Source organism: Streptomyces sp. NPDC002935, assembly GCF_040611295.1.
In the GTDB taxonomy this organism is placed as follows: Bacteria; Actinomycetota; Actinomycetes; order Streptomycetales; family Streptomycetaceae; genus Streptomyces.
Map to the genome: position 1 here is coordinate 225579 of NZ_JBEXNW010000012.1, position 20747 is coordinate 246325.

Annotated in this window: 17 protein-coding genes and 1 tRNA gene; 8 read left to right on the forward strand and 10 right to left on the reverse strand. The window is 72.1% G+C overall.

The genetic code is table 11. The features are described 5' to 3' along the window. Positions 1-132 precede the first annotated feature (132 nt). From mshC to ABZX90_RS18960, 4 genes are all read right to left on the reverse strand, one after another. On the reverse strand, positions 133-1362 hold the full coding sequence (gene mshC, locus ABZX90_RS18945) for a cysteine--1-D-myo-inosityl 2-amino-2-deoxy-alpha-D-glucopyranoside ligase (RefSeq protein WP_355206193.1): 1230 nt from the start codon (positions 1360-1362) through the stop codon (positions 133-135). 109 nt (positions 1363-1471) lie between these two features. Next, entirely contained in the window at positions 1472-2299 is an 828-nt protein-coding gene (locus ABZX90_RS18950) for an SCO1664 family protein (RefSeq protein WP_355206196.1), read from the reverse strand. Then, positions 2263-2853 carry a DUF3090 domain-containing protein gene (locus tag ABZX90_RS18955; RefSeq protein WP_351134483.1) on the reverse strand — a complete coding sequence of 197 codons (591 nt, stop codon included), beginning with the start codon at positions 2851-2853 and terminating at the stop codon, positions 2263-2265. The genes ABZX90_RS18950 and ABZX90_RS18955 overlap by 37 nt, the downstream gene beginning before the upstream one ends. Before the next feature lie 120 nt (positions 2854-2973). Then, complete coding sequence (locus ABZX90_RS18960; protein WP_351134484.1) at positions 2974-3660, reverse strand: histidine phosphatase family protein; 687 nt, start codon at positions 3658-3660, stop codon at positions 2974-2976. Positions 3661-3758: 98 nt separating this feature from the next. On the opposite strand from ABZX90_RS18960, the gene corA reads away from it, so the two are divergent. Next, positions 3759-4757 carry a magnesium/cobalt transporter CorA gene (gene corA, locus ABZX90_RS18965; RefSeq protein WP_351134485.1) on the forward strand — a complete coding sequence of 333 codons (999 nt, stop codon included), beginning with the start codon at positions 3759-3761 and terminating at the stop codon, positions 4755-4757. Between the two features lie 49 nt (positions 4758-4806). On the opposite strand, the gene ABZX90_RS18970 is transcribed toward corA, so the two are convergent. Together ABZX90_RS18970 and ABZX90_RS18975 are read right to left on the reverse strand one after the other, a co-directional pair. Next, entirely contained in the window at positions 4807-5595 is a 789-nt protein-coding gene (locus tag ABZX90_RS18970; protein WP_351134486.1) for a ferritin-like domain-containing protein, read from the reverse strand. Between the two features lie 225 nt (positions 5596-5820). Further along, on the reverse strand, positions 5821-6876 hold the full coding sequence (locus ABZX90_RS18975; protein WP_351134488.1) for an LLM class F420-dependent oxidoreductase: 1056 nt from the start codon (positions 6874-6876) through the stop codon (positions 5821-5823). A gap of 264 nt (positions 6877-7140) precedes the next feature. Between ABZX90_RS18975 and ABZX90_RS18980 the strand changes: the two genes are divergently transcribed. After that, positions 7141-8124: an aldo/keto reductase gene (locus ABZX90_RS18980; protein ID WP_355206202.1), complete on the forward strand. Its 984-nt coding sequence runs from the start codon at positions 7141-7143 to the stop codon at positions 8122-8124. Next, positions 8121-10352: a helix-hairpin-helix domain-containing protein gene (locus ABZX90_RS18985; RefSeq protein WP_355206205.1), complete on the forward strand. Its 2232-nt coding sequence runs from the start codon at positions 8121-8123 to the stop codon at positions 10350-10352. The genes ABZX90_RS18980 and ABZX90_RS18985 overlap by 4 nt, the downstream gene beginning before the upstream one ends. Before the next feature lie 117 nt (positions 10353-10469). Here ABZX90_RS18985 and ABZX90_RS18990 read toward each other — a convergent pair whose 3' ends face one another. After that, complete coding sequence (locus ABZX90_RS18990; protein ID WP_351134494.1) at positions 10470-11168, reverse strand: hypothetical protein; 699 nt, start codon at positions 11166-11168, stop codon at positions 10470-10472. Between the two features lie 47 nt (positions 11169-11215). Between ABZX90_RS18990 and ABZX90_RS18995 the strand changes: the two genes are divergently transcribed. Further along, complete coding sequence (locus tag ABZX90_RS18995; protein WP_326788735.1) at positions 11216-11404, forward strand: DUF5703 family protein; 189 nt, start codon at positions 11216-11218, stop codon at positions 11402-11404. A gap of 105 nt (positions 11405-11509) precedes the next feature. Here ABZX90_RS18995 and ABZX90_RS19000 read toward each other — a convergent pair whose 3' ends face one another. The 3 genes from ABZX90_RS19000 to ABZX90_RS19010 form a co-directional block, all read right to left on the reverse strand. After that, positions 11510-12397, reverse strand: coding sequence for a chaplin family protein (locus ABZX90_RS19000; protein ID WP_355206208.1), 888 nt, complete (start codon positions 12395-12397; stop codon positions 11510-11512). A gap of 212 nt (positions 12398-12609) precedes the next feature. Beyond that, positions 12610-12843 carry a chaplin ChpH gene (gene chpH / locus ABZX90_RS19005; RefSeq protein ID WP_351134498.1) on the reverse strand — a complete coding sequence of 78 codons (234 nt, stop codon included), beginning with the start codon at positions 12841-12843 and terminating at the stop codon, positions 12610-12612. Positions 12844-13055: 212 nt separating this feature from the next. Continuing rightward, positions 13056-14381 (reverse strand): M20/M25/M40 family metallo-hydrolase, encoded by a 1326-nt coding sequence (locus tag ABZX90_RS19010; RefSeq protein ID WP_351134500.1) that lies wholly within the window; start codon positions 14379-14381, stop codon positions 13056-13058. Between the two features lie 186 nt (positions 14382-14567). Between ABZX90_RS19010 and ABZX90_RS19015 the strand changes: the two genes are divergently transcribed. From ABZX90_RS19015 to ABZX90_RS19030, 4 genes are all read left to right on the forward strand, one after another. Further along, positions 14568-14655 (forward strand) — tRNA-Leu (locus ABZX90_RS19015). Positions 14656-14982: 327 nt separating this feature from the next. Then, positions 14983-18858 (forward strand): Pls/PosA family non-ribosomal peptide synthetase, encoded by a 3876-nt coding sequence (locus ABZX90_RS19020; RefSeq protein WP_355206212.1) that lies wholly within the window; start codon positions 14983-14985, stop codon positions 18856-18858. Positions 18859-18932: 74 nt separating this feature from the next. Continuing rightward, positions 18933-20357, forward strand: a complete 1425-nt coding sequence (locus ABZX90_RS19025; RefSeq protein ID WP_355206215.1) for a M1 family metallopeptidase — start codon at positions 18933-18935, stop codon at positions 20355-20357. A 4-nt stretch (positions 20358-20361) separates the two neighbouring features. Continuing rightward, positions 20362-20736, forward strand: coding sequence for a YchJ family metal-binding protein (locus ABZX90_RS19030; RefSeq protein WP_355206218.1), 375 nt, complete (start codon positions 20362-20364; stop codon positions 20734-20736). Positions 20737-20747: the final 11 nt, after the last annotated feature.

A 20747-nucleotide genomic window follows, 5' to 3' on the forward strand; every position in this document is an offset into this window, starting at 1 on the left:
AGTTCCAGCAACGTAGAGAGTGCCGGGCGGAGAATCTCCGCCCGGCACTCGTGTGTCCCGCCGCTCCCGGAGGAGTACGGCGGGACGACGTGCTCATGTGCTCACGTGCTGACGTGCTGACGTGCTGACGTGCTACAGGGCGACGCCGAGGAGCGCGTCGACGGCCCGCGAGACGATGCCCGGGGCACCCTCGTCCGTACCGCCCGTCTCGTGCTGGAGCGCGGCCCAGCGGTCGACCGCGGCAAGCGCGGCCGGTGCGTCGAGGTCGGCGGCGAGCGCGGCGCGGATCTCCTCGACGAGCGCGTCGGCGGACGGCCCGTCGGGCCGGGACACCGCGGCCCGCCAGTTCGCCAGACGCGCGACGGCCTCTTCGAGGACGGCGTCGGTCCACTCCCAGTCGGCCCGGTAGTGGTGCGAGAGCAGCGCGAGACGGATGGCGGCCGGGTCGACGCCGTCACGTCGCAGCTGGGACACGAAGACGAGGTTGCCCTTGGACTTCGACATCTTCTCGCCGTGCAGCGCGACCATGCCCGCGTGCACGTACGCCTTGGCCATCGGGAACTCGCCGGTCAGCACCTGGGCGTGCGAGGCGCCCATCTCGTGGTGCGGGAAGGCGAGGTCGGAACCGCCGCCCTGGACGTCGAAGCCCATGCCCAGGTGGTCGAGGGCGATGGCGACGCACTCGATGTGCCAACCGGGCCGGCCGCGGCCCAGTGAGCCGCCGTCCCAGCTCGGCTCGCCCGCACGGGCGGCCATCCACAGCATCGGGTCGAGGGGGTTCTTCTTGCCGGCCCGGTCCGGGTCGCCGCCGCGCTCCGCGGAGAGCAGGCGCATCGTCGCGGCGTCCAGGCGGGACACCTTGCCGAAGTCGGGGTCGGACTCGACGGAGAAGTACACGTCGCCTTCGAGCTCGTACGCGGCTCCGGCGTCCCGCAGCCGCTCGACGAGCGGCACGATGCCGGGTATCGCCTCGACGGCGCCTATGTAGTGACGCGGCGGCAGCATCCGCAGGGCGGTCATGTCCTCGCGGAAGAGAGCGGTCTCCTTCTCGGCGAGTCCCACCCAGTCGACGCCGTCGCGCTCGGCCCGCTCCAGCAGCGGGTCGTCGACGTCCGTGACGTTCTGGACGTAGTGAACCTGCCGCTTGGTGTCGAGCCACACGCGCTGCACGAGGTCGAACGCGTTGTAGGTCGCCGCATGACCCAGATGGGTCGCGTCGTACGGCGTGATGCCGCAGACGTAGATACGGGCGACGGGACCGGGGTCGAGGGTGACGAGCCCACCGGTCGCGGTGTCGTGGATCCGGAGGTCGCGGCCCTCGCCAGGCAGGGCGGGGACCTCAGAAGCGGGCCAGGCATACATGTCATGAGACTAACCGGACGGAACTTGCGTATACGAACCGGCCAGCACCTGATGGCCGGGAAGGCCCTCTTGCGCGACGCTCCGCGCCGTGCTGGGACGCCCCCGCCCGCTACACCGGCGGCCAGGGGATCGCGGGCCACTCCCCGCTCGGCTCCGGGTGCTTCCCGGACGCGAGCATCGCCTCGACCCGTGCGCGGGTGGCGTCGATCTCGACGGCGGTGACGAGTTGGGCCAAGCGGGTGGCCAGCGGTGCGCCCGGTGCCAGAGCGTCCCGCAGTGAGGCGAGGACCTCCAGCGCCTCGGCCGTCAGCGGCTCTCCCGCCCAGCCCCACAGCAGCGTGCGCAGCTTGTTCTCGGCGTTGAAGGTGACCCCGTGGTCGATGGCGTAGAGACGGCCCTCCCCCGCGGGCAGCAGATGGCCGCCTTTGCGGTCCGCGTTGTTGATCACGGCGTCGAGGACGGCGAGCCGCCGCAGCCGGGTGTCGTCGGCGTGCACGAGCAGTGCCCTCTCGCCCTCGCCGACCTCGGCGAAAACGATCGCCTTCCAGCCCTCGGCCGGCTCCTCGCCCTCCACGAGCGCGAGCAGCCCGTCGCCGTCCTGCGCGGCCGGTGCCTCGATCCACAGCTGGCACATGCCCTCGCCATACGGCCCGTCGCGCAGGACGGTGGTGGGCACGAGTCCCCAGCCGGTCGCCTCGGAGACCTCGTACGCGGCGACCTCGCGCTGGGCGAGCGTGCCGTCGGGGAAGTCCCACAGGGGCCGCTCCCCGGCGACGGGTTTGTAGACGCAGAACGCCTCGCGGCCCTCGTACGACACGGAGCAGTACAGCACCGCGTTCGAGGCCTCACGGATCCGTCCGCGTACCTTCAGCTCGCCCCGGGCGAGCAGGTCGGCGGTCGTCACGCTCCGCGACGGTATCCGTTCTGGCGCGGACATACGTGTCCTTCCGGGTCGAGCGGGAGGCTGCACAGCGGGCACGGGGGCCGGCCGGCGTTGACGACGTCGAGTGCGCGCTTGGCGAAGGCCCGGGCCTGCGCGCCGGTCAGCCGGACCCGGAGCATCGGCGGACCGTTCTCCTCGTCCTGGAGCAGCCGCTCCTCGGCCTCCGCGAGGTCTTCGTCGGAGTCCGCTTCGAGTTCCACGAGAGCCTGCGCCTCGACGATCATGCGCTGCTCCTCACCGTCCCAGGCCAGCGCCATGGTGCCGACCCTGAACTCCTCCTCCACGGGTGTGTCGAGAGGAGCGGTGTCGGACACCTCGGTGGGGGCCATGGCCGGGACCGGGGCGCTGCCGCCGGTACGCCGGACGACCTCGTCGAGGAGCTCGTCCATCCGCTCGGCGAGTGCGGCGACCTGGGTCTTCTCCAGGGCCACGCTGGTCACCCGGGGGCCTGAGGAGGCCTGCAGGAAGAAGGTACGGCGCCCGGGCAACCCGACCGTACCGGCCACGAAACGGTCCGGGGGGTCGTAGAGGAACACCTGACGGGACACGTCCTGTCTCCATTGAATCGGCATGGGGACCGGCTGACTGCCCCGGTCCGCATCGGCTGCTGAGAACTGGCTGGCAACTGCTGTGCTGGTTCGACCGCTTCACCCTACTGCGGCCGACGATCACGGTGCGCCCGCACCGCCCCCGACCGGGGCGTCGCCGCTCGGGGGTTCCTCGTGCGGGGCGAGGGACGCGAAATCACCGGTGTCCCCGAGGCGCACGAGAAAGGGCCTCAACCGGGTGTAACGGATCGCGGTGATGGAACACGGTTCTACAGAGATCCGCTGGAAGAGGTCGAGATGAAGTCCGAGTGCGTCGGCGACGAGCGACTTGATGATGTCGCCGTGAGAACACATGAGGTAGACGGCGTCGGCTCCGTGGTCGCGCTCCACGCGCGCGTTCCACTCGCGCACGGCCTCGGCGGCCCGGGTCTGCATGGCCCGCATCGATTCGCCGCCCGGGAAGGCGGCCGCGGACGGGTGCGCCTGGACGACCTCCATCAGCGGCTCGTCCTTGAGCTCGGCGAGCTTGCGGCCCGACCAGTCGCCGTAGTGGGCCTCCCCTATGCGTTCCTCGGTGTGCGCGGGGACCTCGGGGCGGGCCTCCAGCAGCGGCTGGACGGTCTCCTGGCAGCGCTGGAGGGGGCTCGTGACGACCTCGGCGATGGGCAGCCCGGCGAGCCGCCCGGGCAGGGCCGCGGCCTGCTGGGTGCCGCGCTCGTCGAGGGCGACGCCGGGCGTCCAGCCGGCGAGCAGTCCCGCGGTGTTGGCGGTGGAGCGTCCGTGCCGGACGAGGATCAGGGTGGGCATGCGGCCCAGCGTAAACGGACGGCTCGCGGAGCCGGCGGGCCCTGTGGAAAGCGGCGCCCGGAGTGCGACGGGGCCGCAACGGCGGGAGAATACGCTCCGTGATCGTCGACTGTGCCATCTACCGTGACGGACGGCGGACGGAGGGCCCCGACGACCTCTCCGACGCCCTGGCGCAGTGCCGTGCCGGGCGGGACGCCTTTGTGTGGATCGGGCTGTACGAGCCCACGGAGAAGGAGTTCGACCTCGTCACCGAGGAGTTCGGGCTGCATCCGCTGGCGGTCGAGGACGCTCTCAAGGCCCATCAGCGGCCCAAGCTGGAGGTGTACGAGGACTCGCTCTTCATGGTCCTCAAACCGGTGTCGTACGAGCCGGAGAGCGATGCCGTCTCCTCCGGCGAGGTCATGGTCTTCGTCGGCGACTCGTTCGTGGTGACCGTGCGGCACGGCGAGGAGTCTCCTCTCGCGGCGGTCCGGCAGCGTCTGGAGTCGGACCGCGAGACGCTGCGGCACGGGCCGACGGCGGTGCTCTACTCGATCGCCGACGCCACGGTGGACCACTACCTGGACGTGGCGACCGAACTCGGCACCGACCTGGAGGAGCTGGAGGCGGAGGTCTTCTCGCCGCAGCTCGGCGGCCGGCGGAACACCGCGTCGCGGATCTACGCGTTCAAGCGGCAGGTGCAGGAGTTCCGCAGGGCGACGGTCCCGCTGGCGGTGCCGCTGGCCCGGCTCGCGGGCTCGGGCCTCGCCTCGACGGCGGTGCCGTTCGTGAACGAGAAGGCGCAGCCCTTCTTCCGCGACGTCAACGACCATCTGCTGCGGGTCAACGAGTCCGTGGAGGGCCTGGACCGGCTGGTGTCCGACATCCTCTCGGCGCATCTCGCGCAGATGAGCGTGCGGCAGAACGGCGACATGCGGAAGATCTCCGCGTGGGCGGCCATGGCGGCTGTCCCGACGATGATCGCCGGGATCTACGGGATGAACTTCGACCACATGCCCGAGCTGCACTGGGTGTGGTCGTATCCGACGGTGATCGCGTGCATGGTCGTGCTCGAGTTCACGCTGTACCGGACCTTCAAGCGACGGGGCTGGCTGTAGCCCGGTCGAGTGCGGGTCCGGGTCTGCCCCGGAGCGGGTCCGGGGGCGGTCAGGCGAATTCCGGTGCCGTCGTGGCGGGGCCGTTCAGCGCGCCGCGCCGTTCGGGCATCTTCAGGGAGACCATCCGGCGCCAGCCCACGGCCCGCTCGTAGGCGTACACGGCGTGGATGCCCGCGGCGAGAACCGTCGCTCTGACCCTGGACCAGCCGAGGATGCGCCCCATGTGGGCCATCACGGCGAGGCTGACGTCCCGGTAGATGCGGATCTCGGCGAGCGCGCACTCGCGCAGGGCCCGCTGGATGGCGCGGCCGTGGCCGGCGTAGGCGAAGCGCAGCAGTTCCTCGTGGCAGTAGGCGAGGTGGTTGTCCTCGTCGCCCGAGATCATCCTCACCGCGCGGCCGATGTCGGGGTGGTCGGCGAAGTGCTTGCGCAGCAGGTCCATCTGCTCGGAGGCGCGCTGTTCGGTGACCCTGCTGTGGGCGAGGTAGGTGACGATGTCCGGCACGGTGAGCGGCTGGTCGTCCTTGAGCTTCTCGTGCGCCAGGCCGATGCCGTGCCGCTCCAGGAGCATCGTGTAGTCGGTGTCGGGCGGAACCTCGACGGGTTCGAGGCCGCGCTTCTTCATGAGGGCGTTGAAGATCCGCCCGTGCTTGTCCTCGTCGGCGCCGTGCCGGGCGATCTTGGGGGCGAGCTCGCGTTCGCTCGCCGGGACCAGTGCGGCGATCCGGGCGTTCTCCCAGCCCCCCTGCGACTCCCCGCTGGCGGCGATGGAGCAGAAGAGCCGGTACGACTCGTCGTGGTCGAGGATCTCCTGGAACAGACTCTTGGCCGAAAGCATCACTGACACCTCTCCGCAGGGTTGTGCAGAAAACGAGTCAAATGGGATGTCAGCGACCCGGCAACCGATGTGTCGGACAAATGCGCCGAACGGTGGACGAGGAGGCGGGCCCGGGCGCGTAACCAAGGAGCCGCCGACGCGTTGTTCTGCATGACGGCCGTGGCGGGGAAGACCCCCGAGCCCCCACCACGGCCGTAGAACTTTCCCGGCGCCGTTCCGGCCCGGTTACGCGAGTCCGGCCCGCTCCATGGCGTCGGAGCCGGCCCGCAGCGAGGCGATCCGGTCGTCCAGCGTGAAGCCCGCGGGGGCCAGCGTCAGCGTGGTGACCCCGGCGGCGGCGTACGCCTTCATGCGGTCGGCGATGCGGTCCACCGAGCCGAGCAGCGTCGTCTGGTCGATCAGCGCGTGCGGGACGGCGGCCGCGGCGCCCTCCTTGTCGCCGGACAGGTACTTGTCCTGGATCTCGGCGGCTTCCTTCTCGTAGCCCATGCGCTGGGCGAGCTGGTTGTAGAAGTTCTGCTTGCGGCTGCCCATGCCGCCGACGTACAGCGCGGTGTACGGGCGGAACATGTCGGCGAGAGCGGGGACGTCCTTGTCGTCGCCGAGGGCGAGCGGCAGGGTCGGGCAGACGTCGAACCCTTCCATCGTCTTCCCGGCCTTCTCGCGGCCCGCGCGCAGGTATTTGATCGCGGTGTCCTCGAGGTGCTCGGCCGAGGGGAAGATGAGCAGCGCGCCGTCGGCGATCTCGCCGGTCTGCTCCAGGTTCTTGGGGCCGATCGCGGCGACGTACAGCGGGATGTGCTCGCGCTCGGGGTGCACGGTCAGCTTGAGCGGCTTGCCCGGGCCGCCCGGCAGCGGCAGGGTCCAGTGCTCGCCCTCGAACGACAGCCGCTCACGCGTCATCGCCTTGCGTACGATCTCCACGTACTCGCGGGTGCGGGCCAGCGGCTTGTCGAACTTGACGCCGTACCAGCCCTCGGAGACCTGCGGCCCGGAGACGCCGAGGCCGAGGCGGAAGCGGCCCCCCGACAGCGAGTCCAGCGTCGCGGCGGTCATCGCGGTCATCGCGGGCTGCCGGGCCGGGATCTGGAAGATGGCCGAACCGACGTCGATGCGCTCGGTCTGGGCGGCGACCCAGCTGAGCACGGTGGCCGCGTCGGAGCCGTAGGCCTCGGCGGCCCAGCAGACGGCGTATCCGAGCCGGTCGGCCTCCTGGGCGACGGCGAGATTGTCCCCGTCCATTCCGGCGCCCCAGTAGCCGAGGTTGATGCCGAGCTGCATGGCCGATTCCCCTTACCGATCAGTAACGTCCCTTGTGTCCGAGACCCTAGCGTGCGTGCGGCCCGGGCGGGGAGCGGCTCGTTCGCCTTCTCGGCACGGGTGCGGGACGCAACCGTGCGGCCCGGCGCCGCCCCTTGTGTCCGCCCGCGCACGCCGGTCCCGGCCGCCGTCCGGCGCCACCCGTCGTCACGTGCGGCAATCGGTGGAATTTCGGTTGTCCACAGGCCCCCACGCGGCCGGTGTCGGACAGTAATCTCGGCGTCCATGGAGCAGAGGCATCTCGGCCGTACCGGCCTGCGTGTGTCCCGGATCGGACTCGGCACCCTCACATGGGGCCGGGACACCGACGAGCATGACGCCGCCGACGTCTTGAAGACGTTCTGGGAATCGGGCGGGACCCTCGTCGACACCGCGGACGTGTACGGCGACGGGGAGGCCGAGTACCTCCTCGGACGCCTCATGGAAGGGCTCGTGCCGCGCCGGGACCTGGTCATCTCGACGAAGGCGGGGAGCGTCCCCGACCCGGACCGCCGCTTCGACGGCTCGCGCAGCCATCTGCTGTCGGCCCTGGACGCCTCGCTCGCCCGCCTGGGCACGGACTACGTGGACCTGTGGCACGTCCACGCCTACGACCCCGACACGCCCCTGGAAGAGACCCTCCAGGCCCTCGACCTGGCCGTCAGCAGCGGCCGAGCGCGCTACGCGGGCGTGTCCAACTTCTGCGGCTGGCAGCTCGCCAAGGCCGCCACCTGGCAGCTCGCGGCGCCCGGTATACGCACCCGGCTGGCCAGTACGCAGATGGAGTACTCCCTGCTCCAGCGCGGCGTCGAGCGGGAGGTGCTGCCCGCCGCCCTCGACCTGGGCATCGGGCTGCTGCCTTCCTCACCGCTCGGGCGCGGGGTGCTCACCGGCAAGTACCGCAACGGCACGCCGACCGACTCCCGTGGCGGCTCCGAACACCTCGCGCCGTTCGTCGCGCCCTATCTCGACGACACGGCGAGCGGCATCGTGGAGGCGGTGACGACCGCGGCGGACGGTCTCGCCGTGACGGCGCTCCAGGTGGCGCTCGCCTGGGTCCGCGACCGGCCTGGGGTCGCCGCCCCCATCGTCGGCGCGCGCAACGCGCAGCAGCTCACGGCCGCGTTGTCAGTGGAGACCCTTAGTCTTCCTGACGAGATCTGCCGGGCGCTCGACGATGTGTCGGCCCCGGTGCACCACTATCCCGATCACGACTGGAGCACGCTGTGAGCACGGAGCCCGAGACCACGGAGGACGCGGAGCCGAGGACGCCGGGCGCGGGCACGGCCGGCGCCGCCCCCGAGAGCACGGGCGAGGACGTGGGCCACGCGGACGCGCACGCCGGGGACGAGGGCACAGACACCGAGGCCGGCGCCGGTGCGGAGGCCGCCGCGGGGACCGAGACCGCCGAAGGCGCCGCCCAGCTGTCCGAGGCGGCCGCCGAGTTGGCGGCCCAGCGCCTGGAGCGGGAGCGGATCGAGCGGCGGAAGGCCGAGAAGCAGGCGCCGATCGAGGCCGGGACCAAGCTCAGCGGCACGGCCGCGGATCTGCTCGCGGCGGTACGGGCCGTGGAGCGCGGCGAGAAGCCCGTGGCCACCGCCTTCCGTGAGCCGGAGCCCGCGCCGCGCCGGGCCGCGCAGGAACCCGTGCGGCGACCGCAGCCCATGGCCGCACCGGCCGCGGCGGCGCCGGCCGCCGCGCCGGAAGCCGTCGGGGCCGTCCGTGCCGTGCTCACCGAGGGCGGCGCGCCCGAAGCGCTCGCGGCACAGATCGTCGCGGCCCTGGGCGAGGGTGCCGACGACCAACTGCGTGAGGACCCCTGGCAGTTGCTGCGGGTCGCCGGAGTGCGGCCCGAGCAGGCCGACGGGTTCGCCCGGGCGCTGCTCGGCGCGGAGTGCGGCCCGGACGACGAGCGTCGAGGCCGGGCGCTGACCGTGTGGCTCCTGGAGCAGGCTGCCGTCGCCGGGCACACCGCCCTGGACGCCCCGGCGCTCGTCGCGGCGCTCTCCCAGCGCTCGGTGCCGGACCCCGACGCGGCCGTGCAGAGCGCCCTCGCGGAGGGCGAGGCCCTGGTCTTCCAGGACGCGCTCGACACCGCTCCCCCGGCGCCGCAGGACGACGAGGAAGAGCCGCAGGAGCGCCCGGTGCGGATCCTGATCGGCCTGGAGCGGTACGCGCTGGCCGAGGAGAGCCTCGCCGACGGACTCGCCCGGGTGATGAACTCGGTGCCGAAGGAGGACGGTTCGGCCGCCGACTGGGAGCGGGCCGCGGCCGCGGCCGACCGCTCCGCCGGGGAGCTGATCCGCGCGGTCGCCGCTCACGGCCTGGTCCTGCACACCGGCGGCGACGCCTCCCGGTCCGAAGCGGCGGCGCTGTTGCAGGCGGCGCGTGGGCTCGGCCTGCGCGGCTGGGCCGCCACGCACACCGCCGGCGGCCGCGACGGCTTCGCCGCCGAGCCGGCCCGGCACGACCTCGCGGACACGTCCGCGGACGGCCCGCCGACCGGCGTCGCCACCGTCGGCGGACTCCTCTCCGGCGCCGAGGGCCCGGGCCGGGACGCGGAGGGTGCCCTGGACCTGGACGTCCTGGTCGTCCTCGACGCGCCGCAGCTCGACGTCGAGGCGGCGGCGATGATCGCCGAGTCGCTGCCGGACGGGGCGCGCCTGGTGCTGAGCGGTGATCCGGGGGTGCTCTGGTCGGCGGGCCCCGGCCGTGTCTTCGCGGATCTGCTCGCCGCCCGTGCCTGCCCGCAGGTGGCCTCGCGCACCCCCGACCCCGGGCCCATCGGCGAGCTGGTCTCCGGGGTCGGCATCGGCGAGCTCAACCAGGTCGAGGCGCCCGGCAAGGAGGTCGTGATCGTCCCGGTGCGTGACGCCGGCGAGGCGGTTCACCGGACTGTGCAGCTGGTCGCGGACTCGGTGCCGCGCGCGATCGGCATCCCGGCCGAACAGACGCAGGTGATCACGCCGGGGCACGGCGGCGCGGTCGGCACCCGCGTGCTGAACACCGCGCTCAAGGAGCGGCTGAACCCCGGCCCGGGCCGCTTCGGCGGCTTCGACCCGGGCGACCGGATCGTCCACTCCCCCGAGCCGGGTCGTTCGGTGCCGGGCCACGTGGTGAAGGCCGACGCCGAGGGGCTGCACCTGGAGTGCTCGGGCGCCCCCGTCGTCGTACCGAAGGAGCGGGTGGAGCAGGCCGTGCGGCACGGCTGGGCGCTCACCGCGCACCAGGCGGTGGGCATGCGCTGGCCCGCCGCGGTCGTGGTGCTCCCGGGCGACGCCGCGGCGGCCCTGACGCGGCCGTGGGTCTACACGGCCTTCGGCCGGGCCGAGCGTCACCTCTCCGTCGTGCACGGGGTGGAGCAGGCCCTGCCGCACGCCGTGGCCGAGGTCCCGCAGAAGCCGCGCACGACACGGCTGCAGGCGCTGCTGAAGGCGCAGGCGCCGGCCGCGGGCTGATCGGCACCGGGCGGGCTGATCGGTACCGGGCCCGTACCGGTGCCCGTGAACACACGAGTGGCGGCCACCGTTGTCCGGTGGCCGCCACTCGTGTGCGCCCACCGTGGTGGGCCGGGCTCAGCGATCCGCGTCCGGCTGGTCCAGGGGGGCGAGCTCCCCGTCGGGGCCGAGGTCGTCGTCCAGGTCGTCGTCGTCCGACTCGTCGTCGAAGACCGCGCTCACGTCGAAGCGGCAGACGACGCGCTGCGGGTCGATCGACTCGAAGGGTGCCTCCAGCCATTCACCGGGCTCGGCGGGTTCGTCCGCGGCGGTCACCCAGAGTGTGGAGTCGCCCTCCTCCAGACCGAATTCCTTGTGCCGGGAAGCGATCTCGTCCGGCTCGAACTCGCCGAACAGGACTCCGAGCGCCCCGTGAACGGTGCCGGCCGCCGCGTCGAAGCCCTCGGTGGCGGTGGCGCCGTCCTCCTCCACGGCTTCCACCCGCTGGGCCTGCGCGAGCAGTCGCTGCGGCTCCACCACCGCGTAGTCCCGGCGGATCACCACGCTCAGCGCGTTCGGCTCCTCGGGTCCGGTGTACGGAGGCAGCGTGTCATCACTGCCGGGGATCTCGAAGGGCGTGACCTCGTCGTAGCGGTCGTAGAGGAGTTCGTCGTACTCCTCGGCCGCCGCGGCGAGCTCGTTGAACGCCTCGTAGACGGCCGGGTCGTCATCGCCCGTCCTGCGCTCGACCGCGGCCAGGTGGCGGTCGAGAGCGGTCTTGACCGCCTCGGCGGCGGCGCGTACCTCGGCAGCGGTGGGCTGCACAGCATCAGACATAGTGCAGACGCTATCCGTACAGGGCCTCTGCCCGCACAATAGATGCGATGCCGGAATACGAATTTGTCGACGTGTACGTACCTCGCGGGGTCTCCCGCAAGGACACGACACGTCTGCTGACGGACCATGCAGAGTACGGACACTGGGAGTTGGACCGCCTGAGTCTGCTGCGCGACGGCAGCCGCAGGGTGCGGTTGCGCCGGCGAATCATTCGCCAGGTGCGTGCCACGTGGTGACGGAAGGCCGCTGAACCGGAGCGGGCCCCGCCGTCGCGGGGCCCGCACCCGTCACGCCACGGGGGAAAAGCGTGGCGCCTCGGTCACACCGGTGACGTGCCGTGGTCACGCATGTGCCGAGCGCGCCCGGCGGTAGAGCACGGCTCCGGCCAGGAGCGCGGCGGCTCCCGCGGGTACGACCGCGCCGAGCGGAAGCTCACTGCCCGTGTGCGCGAGCTGGGCCGCGCCGTCCGGGGCGCCCTGCGCCACGGACGAGGAACCCGGTCGACCGACCTGCGAGGCACCCCCGCGGTGCTTGCCCCCGCCCGCGGGGGACGTGCCCGGCTGCCCGGGCGTACCCGGGGTGCCCGCCTGGCCCGGGGTTCCGGGGTGACCGGGCTGCCCCGGGTGACCGGGGGTTCCCGGGTGGCCCGGCTCACCAGGCTGGCCCGGGTACCCGGGGTGACCCGGCTGACCAGGGTTTCCGGGGTGGCCGGGGTGGCCGTGCGGGGGTGTGTGGTGGCCGCCGCCGGGCGGGGTGGTGGAGTGAGCGCCCGACGCGCCGTTCGCGCAGCCGTCGGCCGCCGCCGCGTTGCCGACCCCCACGACGTTGACACTGTTGCCGCAGACATTGACCGGGGCGTCGACCGGCACCTGTACGTGGTTGCCGGAGCCCACACCCGGCGAGTGACCGGCGTGGCCGCCGGCCCGGGATCCGCCGGCCGAGTGGCCGCCCGTACCGCCGTGACCGCCGGACGCACCGCCCCGGCCGCCGGGGTTGACGCAGGTGTTGCCCATCGCCGGGTTGAGCACCCCGACCACGCTCACGGTGTTTCCGCAGGCGTTGACCGGCGCGTGCACCGGCACCTGCACCGTGTTGCCCGACAGCACGCCGGGCGAGTCCGACGCGGAGCCGCTCGCACCCGAGTCGGCGTGTGCGGAGACGCCGGTGACCGCGAGCACGCTGCCGGCCGCCGCCACGGTCATCAGGCCTTTGCGGGTGATCTGTCGCATAGCTGAATCCCTGCCTTAGTCCTTGGGACGTGGACCAACAGTCCTTGGGACGTGGACCATCCGGAACACGCGCACACCCAGACGTGTGCGCGGAAAGCCGGTCGGCCCCGGAGCGCGTGGTGCGCACTCCGGGGCCGACGAGCTCAGACCCTCACGAAGCGACCCTCATGAGGTGACCCATGGGGTGCCCCCGCATGGGATGAGGCACAACGTCACTTGTTGATGCAGGTGTTGCCGAAGGCGGGGTTCAGCAGCCCGATCACGGAGACCGTGTTGCCGCAAACGTTCACGGGGATGTGAACAGGCACCTGGATGACGTTGCCGGAAAGGACGCCCGGGGAGTGCACGGCGGCACCCTGGGCACCCGAGTCGGCGACGGCCAGGCCCGCACCCGCGAGAACCAGACCACCAGTAGCAGCCGCAGCAGCGACGACCTTCTTGATCATTATTCCTCCTTGTAGGCAAATGCGATCCCAAGCAGCGGATCGCAACACCTGTAACGAGGAGGGAGTAGTAGGGCTATGGGCTTATGGTCGCATTCACCCGTCCCGGGCGATCTCCGTACGCGCGGGCGAATGTCGGCGTCAACACCCCACAACCCTTCGTCAACGTCCCACAACCCGTCGTCGGCGCGTCCGGGCAACCTGTCGGCGACGCGTCACGAGGCGTCGATGAAACGGTCCAGTACGCGCACGCCGAACTGGAGCGCGTCCACCGGCACCCGCTCGTCGACGCCGTGGAACATGCCGGCGAAGTCCAGCTCCGGCGGCAGCTTCAGCGGGGCGAACCCGAAGCAGCGGATGCCGAGGTCGGCGAAGGACTTGGCGTCGGTGCCGGCCGAGAGCATGTACGGCACGGCGCGCGCGATCGGGTCCTCGGCGGAGAGCGCGGTCTGCATGGCGTCGACGAGGGCACCGTCGAAGCCGGTCTCCAGGGCCTTGTCCGCGTGCACGTCCTCGCGCTTCACACGGGGGCCGAGAATGCGGTCGAGGTCGGCGAGGAACTCCTCCTCGTAGCCCGGCAGATAGCGGCCGTCGACATGCGCGGTGGCCTGCCCCGGAATCACGTTGACCTTGTAACCGGCGCCCAGCTGGGTCGGGTTGGCGGTGTTCTGGAGGGAGGCGCCGATGAGCTTGGCCAGGCCGCCGAGCTTGGCGAGCGTCTCGTCCATGTTCTCCGGGTCGAGCTCGGTGCCGAGGGCGTCGCCGAGCTCGTCGAGGAAGTGCCGCAGGGTCTTCGTCACCCGCACCGGGAACGTGTGCCGGCCGAGCCGCCCGACGGCCTCGGACAGCTCGGTGATCGCGTTGTCCTTGTGGATCATCGAACCGTGTCCGGCGGTGCCGTCCACGGTGAGCTTCATCCAGTGCATGCCCTTCTGCGCGGTCTCGACGAGGTACAGCCGCAGCTTCTCGTTCACCGTGAAGGAGAAGCCGCCGACCTCGCCGATCGCCTCCGTGACGCCCTCGAAGAGGTCCGGGTGCTTGTCGACCAGATGCCGGGCGCCCCAGGTGCCGCCCGCCTCCTCGTCGGCGAGGAAGGCGAGGACGATGTCGCGCGGGGGCTTGCGGCCGGTGCGCATCCGCTCCCGTACGACCGCCAGCGTCATGGCGTCCATGTCCTTCATGTCGACCGCGCCGCGGCCCCACACCATCCCGTCGGCGATCTCGCCGGAGAAGGGGTGGTGGGTCCAGTCCACCGCGTTGGCCGGTACGACATCGGTGTGGCCGTGGATGAGCAGCGCGGGCCGCGAGGGGTCCTCGCCCTCGATGCGGGCCACCGTGGACGCGCGCCCCTTGTGGGATTCGAAGATGCGCGGCTCGAGGCCGACCTCGGCGAGCTTCTCGGCGACGTACTCCGCGGCCTTGCGCTCCCCCGGGCCCGAGTGGTCCCCGTAGTTGCTGGTGTCGATCCGGATCAGCTCACGACAGAGGTCCACGACCTCGTCCTCGCCCGTGACGTTCCTGGTCGTGCCGCTCTCGCTCACGCTGCTTCCTCCCGCTGTCGCCGCTGGTGGTCCCCCACATCCTCTCCCCGATCCCCTCCCCTCCCCAAGGCAGGACCCGGCCCGTCACACGCAGTTCACGCGGCGACAGGGGGTGATCGGGGGCCCTCGAAAGCCTGGTAATGTTTCCTCTGTCGCCGCGAGGGAAACCCGCGCGACAAACACCTTGTCCGGGTGGCGGAATGGCAGACGCGCTAGCTTGAGGTGCTAGTGCCCTTTATCGGGCGTGGGGGTTCAAGTCCCCCCTCGGACACCAGCTGAGACCCCACTTCGTGTGGGGTCTTCTGCGTTCCTGGCACAGCGAGGGCCCCGGTCATCAGGCCGGGGCCCTCGCTCGTCGTGTTCGGGGTGTCACGGAAAGATGTGGGGCAGATCTCGTCACGCTGACATATCCCCACGTCACAGCGCTGCTACGAAGGTTCGGACGACCCGTGCGGAGTGCCTCGCATCGCTGATTTCCAGGTCCGAGGCTAGCGTCGTACTAAAATTGCAGGCTTGTTCGGAGCTGGACCGGAATATCCCCAGGCGTACCTGCGGGCCCACCGGCTCCCCGGAGTCTCCGGGAACAACACGTGAGGACCCGATGGCAGCCCTCCAGCAAGGCCCCGCACTCGCGTTGTCCGACGACGAGGTGCGTGCGGAGTTCGGTGACCAGGCGCGCTTCTCCGCCTCCTCGGCCGCCTCGCCGCGCACGCTCGTCGACATCTTCGACGCCTCCGTACGGGCGTACCCCGACGAGCCCGCTCTCGACGACGGCCGGCGTGCCCTCACCTACCGCGCCCTGGCCGCCGAGGTCGAGGCCATGCGGTGGCGGCTCGCGGAGGCCGGGGTCGGTCTCGGGGACCGGGTCGGCGTGCGGGTCCCGTCCGGCACGAACGAGCTGTACGTGGCGATCCTCGGTGTCCTCGCGGCCGGTGCCTCCTATGTTCCGGTGGACGCCGAGGACCCCGACGAGCGGGCCGAGCTGGTCTTCGGCGAGGCGGGGGTGCGCGCGGTCGTCGGCGCCGCGCAGGAACTGACCGTCACCGGCCGCTCCGAGGTACCCGCCGGGCGGCCCGGCGTCGAGCACGACGCGTGGATCATCTTCACCTCGGGTTCCACCGGCAAGCCCAAGGGTGTGGCCGTGAGCCACCGAAGCGCCGCCGCCTTCGTCGACGCGGAGGCCGACCTCTTCCTGACCGAGGAGCCGATCGGCCCCGGCGACCGGGTCATGGCGGGCCTCTCCGTCGCCTTCGACGCCTCCTGCGAGGAGATGTGGCTCGCGTGGCGGTACGGGGCCTGTCTGGTGCCCGTGCCGCGCTCCCAGGTGCGCAGCGGCGCCGATCTCGGGCCCTGGCTGGCGGAGCAGGACATCTCCGTCGTCTCCACCGTGCCCACGCTCGCCGCCCTGTGGGAGCCGGAGACCCTCAACGACGTCCGGCTGCTGATCTTCGGCGGCGAGGCCTGCCCTCCCGAGCTGACGCAGCGCCTGGTGACCGAGGGCCGGGAGGTCTGGAACACGTACGGGCCGACCGAGGCGACCGTCGTGGCCTGCGCCTCGCTGCTGACCGGCGACGAGCCCATCCGTATCGGGCTGCCGCTGAACGGCTGGGAGCTGGCCGTCGTCGACGAGGCCGGCGAGCTGGTGCCGATGGGCGGCACCGGCCAGCTGGTGATCGGCGGGGTCGGGCTCGCCCGCTACCTCGACGCCGAGAAGGACGCCGAGAAGTACGCGCCGCTCGCCTCGCTGGGCTGGGAGCGGGCGTACCGCAGCGGTGACCTGGTCAAGGCCGAACCCGAGGGGCTGATCTTCCTCGGACGGGCCGACGAACAGATCAAGCTCGGCGGACGCCGGATCGAGCTCGGTGAGGTGGACGCGGCACTCCAGGCGCTGCCCGGTGTCGCGGGCGCCGCCGCCGCCGTACGCACCGCGCGCGGCGGCAATCAGCTCCTCGTCGGCTATGTGGTCACCCAGGACGGCTGGGACCAGGCTGCCGCCGTCGAGAAACTGCGCGCCGAACTGCCCGCCGCCCTGGTGCCGCTGATCGCCCCGGTCGAGGACCTGCCGACCCGGACGTCCGGCAAGGTCGACCGGGGCGCGCTGCCCTGGCCGCTGGAGGGCCTGGAGACCGGCGGCGCCAAGGAGCAGCTCTACGGCACCGAGGCCTGGCTCGCCGAGCAGTGGAGCGACGTGCTGGGCATCCCCGTCGGGGGCGCCCTCGACGACTTCTTCGCGATCGGCGGCAGCAGCCTCGCGGCCGCCCAGCTCACCACGAAGCTGCGCGCCCGCTACCCGAGCGCCGCCGTGCTCGACATCTATCAGCAGCCCGTGCTGCGCAAGCTCGCCCGGCATCTGGAGAAGTCCCGCCAGGACGACGGCGCCGAGCGGACCGTGACGCCGGTCCCGCTGCGCGCCAAGCTGATCCAGCTGCTCGCGCTGATCCCGCTGTTCAGCCTGCTCGGGCTGCGCTGGACCGTGGCGCTGGCCGCGCTCGGCAACGTACTGCACTGGTTCGGTCCGTATCCGTGGGCGCCGGACACCTCGTGGTGGCTGGTGGGCACCGGTGTGCTCGTCCTCTTCAGCCCGCCGGGGCGGCTCGCGATCGCCGCGGGCGGTGCGCGGCTGCTGCTGCGCGGGGTGAAGCCCGGCCGCTACCGGCGGGGCGGGGGCGTCCATCTGCGGCTCTGGACGGCCGAACGGCTCGCCGGGTTCAGTGGCGCGACCTCGCTGACCGGGTCCTGGCTGGAGCGGTACGGCCGTGCCCTGGGCGCCAGGATCGGCCAGGACGTGGATCTGCACTCGCTCCCGCCGGTGACCGGCATGCTGAAGCTGGGCCGGGGTGCCGCCGTCGAGTCCGAGGTGGACCTGTCGGGGTACTGGCTGGACGGTGACCGGCTGGAGATCGGCACCGTGAAGGTGGGAGCCGGAGCCGTGGTCGGAACGCGCAGCATCCTGTTCCCGGGGGCCCGGGTCGGCAAGCGCGCCGAGGTGGCCCCGGGTTCCGCCGTGGCCGGGCAGATTCCGACCGGGCAGCGCTGGGCCGGCGCGCCCGCGGTCAAGCTCGGCAAGGCCAAGCGCGCGTGGCCCAAGGACCGGCCGCAGCGCGGCACGTACTGGCGGGCGATGTACGGCGCGACCGGGTTCGCGCTGAGCGCGCTGCCGATGCTGGCCGCCGTCGCCGCGCTGCTCGTGGCCCGGGTGTTCGTGAGCGCGGACGCGGGGCTCGGTGAGGCGCTGCGCGGTGCCGCGCTCGCCCTGGTGCCGGCGACGCTCGCCTTCGGTCTCGCGTACGCGCTGCTGCTCCTGGTGTCCGTACGGCTGCTGAGCCTCGGGCTGCACGAGGGCACGCATCCGACGCACAGCCGGATCGGCTGGCAGGCCTGGACGGTCACCCAGCTGATGGACCGCTCCCGGGAGACGCTGTTCCCGCTGTACGCCGGGCTGATCACACCGGTGTGGCTGCGGCTGCTGGGCATGCGGATCGGCCGGGGCGCCGAGGTGTCGACCGTTCTCGCGCTGCCGAGTCTGACGACGGTCGGCGAGGGCGCGTTCCTCGCCGACGACACACTGACCGCGCCGTACGAGCTCGGGGGCGGCTGGATGCGCATCGGGCGGGCCGAGATCGGCCGCCGGGCGTTCCTCGGCAACTCCGGGATGACCGCTCCGGGCCGCAGTGTGCCGGACGGCGGTCTGGTCGGTGTGCTGTCGGCGACGCCGAAGAAGGCGAAGAAGGGCAGCTCGTATCTGGGGCTGCCGCCGATGAAGCTGCCGCGTGCGGCGCAGGGCGGCGATCAGAGCCGTACCTACGACCCGTCGGCCCGGCTGCTGTGGGCCCGCGGTCTGGTGGAGCTGTGCCGGCTCGTGCCGGTGTTCTGCTCGGCGGCGCTGGCCGTGCTGACGGTCGCCGCGCTGTGTGCGCTGGGACCGTGGGCGTGGGCGTTCTCGGGGGCCGTGCTGCTCGCCGTGGGTGTGCTCGCCTGCCTGGTCTCCATCGCGGCGAAGTGGCTGCTGGTCGGCCGGCACCGTGCCGGTGAGCACCCGCTGTGGAGCGGTTTCGTGTGGCGCAACGAGCTTGCCGACACCTTCGTGGAGGTCGTCGCCGTGCCGTGGCTGGCCGGATCCGTACCCGGTACGCCGCTGATGACCGCGTGGCTGCGCGGACTGGGCGCGCGGATCGGCAGGGGCACGTGGGTCGAGAGTTACTGGCTGCCCGAGACGGACCTCGTGACGCTCGGGGACGCGGCCACGGTCAACCGGGGCTGTGTCCTGCAGACCCACCTCTTCCACGACCGGATCTTGCGGACGGATACTGTGGTCCTCCGTGAGGGCGCCACCCTGGGCCCGGGCGGAATCGTCCTGCCCGGCAGCATCGTCGGGGCCCGCTCCACCCTGGGTCCCGCGTCGCTCGTGATGGCGGCGGAGTCCGTTCCCGACGACACCCGCTGGCTGGGCAATCCGATCGAGGCCTGGCGTTCGTAGAAGACGTGACCTGCATCGGATACGAAGGGCGGTACAGCGGTACGTCGAGCACAGGGCAGGGAGCAGTCGCAGCGGTGAGCGTTCAGCAGACAGCGGGATCGGACCCCTATTTCCCGGCCAACGGAGATCCCCGTTACCGGGTGCACCGCTACGAGCTCGCGCTGGACTACCGACCCGGCCCGAACCGGCTCTCCGGCACCGCGCGGCTCAACGCCATAGCGGGCCGTTCCGCGCTGACCGAGTTCCAGCTCAACCTGGCGGACTTCCGGATCGGACGGGTCCGCGTCGACGGCAAGGCGCCGCACTACACGCATCGGGGCGGCAGGCTGCGGGTCCGTCCGCCGAAGCCGATACGGGCCGGCGCCGCCTTCACCGTCGAGGTGCACTGGTCGGGCAACCCCAAGCCGGTCAGCAGCCCCTGGGGCGGGCTCGGCTGGGAGGAGCTGGAGGACGGTGCGCTGGTGGCGAGCCAGCCGATCGGCTCGCCGTCCTGGTACCCGTGCAACGACCGGCCGGCCGACAAGGCCGCGTACCAGATCTCGATCACCACGCCCTCCTCCTACACGGTGGTGGCGGGCGGACGTCTGCTGACGCGGACGACGAAGGCGTCGACGACCACCTGGGTGTACGAGCAGTCGGCGCCGACCTCCAGCTACCTGGTGGGTCTGTCGATCGGCAAGTACCAGACGGTGCTGCTCGGCGACCCGGGCCTCGGGGGCGTACCGCAGTCCGGGCATCTGCCCGCGCAGCTGCTCCCGGAGTTCTCCCGGGACTTCGCGCGCCAGCCCGCGATGATGGAGCTGTTCGAGGGCCTCTTCGGGCCGTATCCGTTCGGCGAGTACGCGGTGGTGGTGACCGAGGAGGAGCTCGATGTCCCGGTCGAGGCGCAGGGTCTTTCGCTGTTCGGGGCCAACCATGTGGACGGGGCACGGGGTTCGGAGCGGCTGATCGCGCACGAGCTGGCGCACCAGTGGTTCGGCAACAGCGTGTCCATCGCGGACTGGCGGCACATCTGGCTGAACGAGGGGCTCGCGAAGTACGCCGAGTGGCTGTGGTCGGAGCGCTCGGGCGGGCGCCCGGCGCGTCAGCTGGCCGCCGCCGCGCACCGGAAGCTGTCCGCGCTGCCACAGGACCTGCTGCTGTCCGACCCGGGCCGCAAGCTGATGTTCGACGACCGGCTCTACGAGCGCGGCGGGCTCACGGTGCACGCGATCCGCTGTGCGATGGGCGACGAGGCCTTCTTCCGCATGCTGCGCGGCTGGGCGACCCTGCACCGGGGCGGTGTGGTCACCACGTCCGTCTTCGCCGCGCACGTCTCGCGCTACGCGGCCGAGTCCCTGGACGACCTCTTCCGGGCGTGGCTGTACGAGACGGCGCTGCCGCCGCTGCCGGCACAGGCCCCGCCGCAGCCCGCCCCGCAGCTGCCAGCCCCGCAGCTGCCGGCCCGGCCCACCTATCCGCCCACGAACGCGGACTCCGCCCGGGTCCGGGGAGAATGACCCCATGACCAGTCGTTCCTGTCCTTGCGGGCTCTCCGAGCCGTACGCGCGGTGCTGCGGGCGTTTCCATCGCGGCGAGGCCGCGGCGCCGAGCGCCGAGGCAGTCATGCGGTCGCGCTACTGCGCCTTCGTGAAGGAGGACGAGGGGTACCTGCTGCGGACCTGGCATCCGCGGACGCGACCGGCCCGGGTGGAGTTCGACCCCGGGATGCGGTGGACCGGTCTGGAGATCCTGGACACGGTTCAGGGCTCGGCGTTCCACAGCATGGGGACCGTGACCTTCCGGGCCTCCTACCGGGGCGGCTCGCTGCACGAGCGGAGCCGGTTCGAGCGGGTGGACGGGGCCTGGGTGTACGTGGACGGGGAGTTCCTCGACTGACCGTCAGGGGG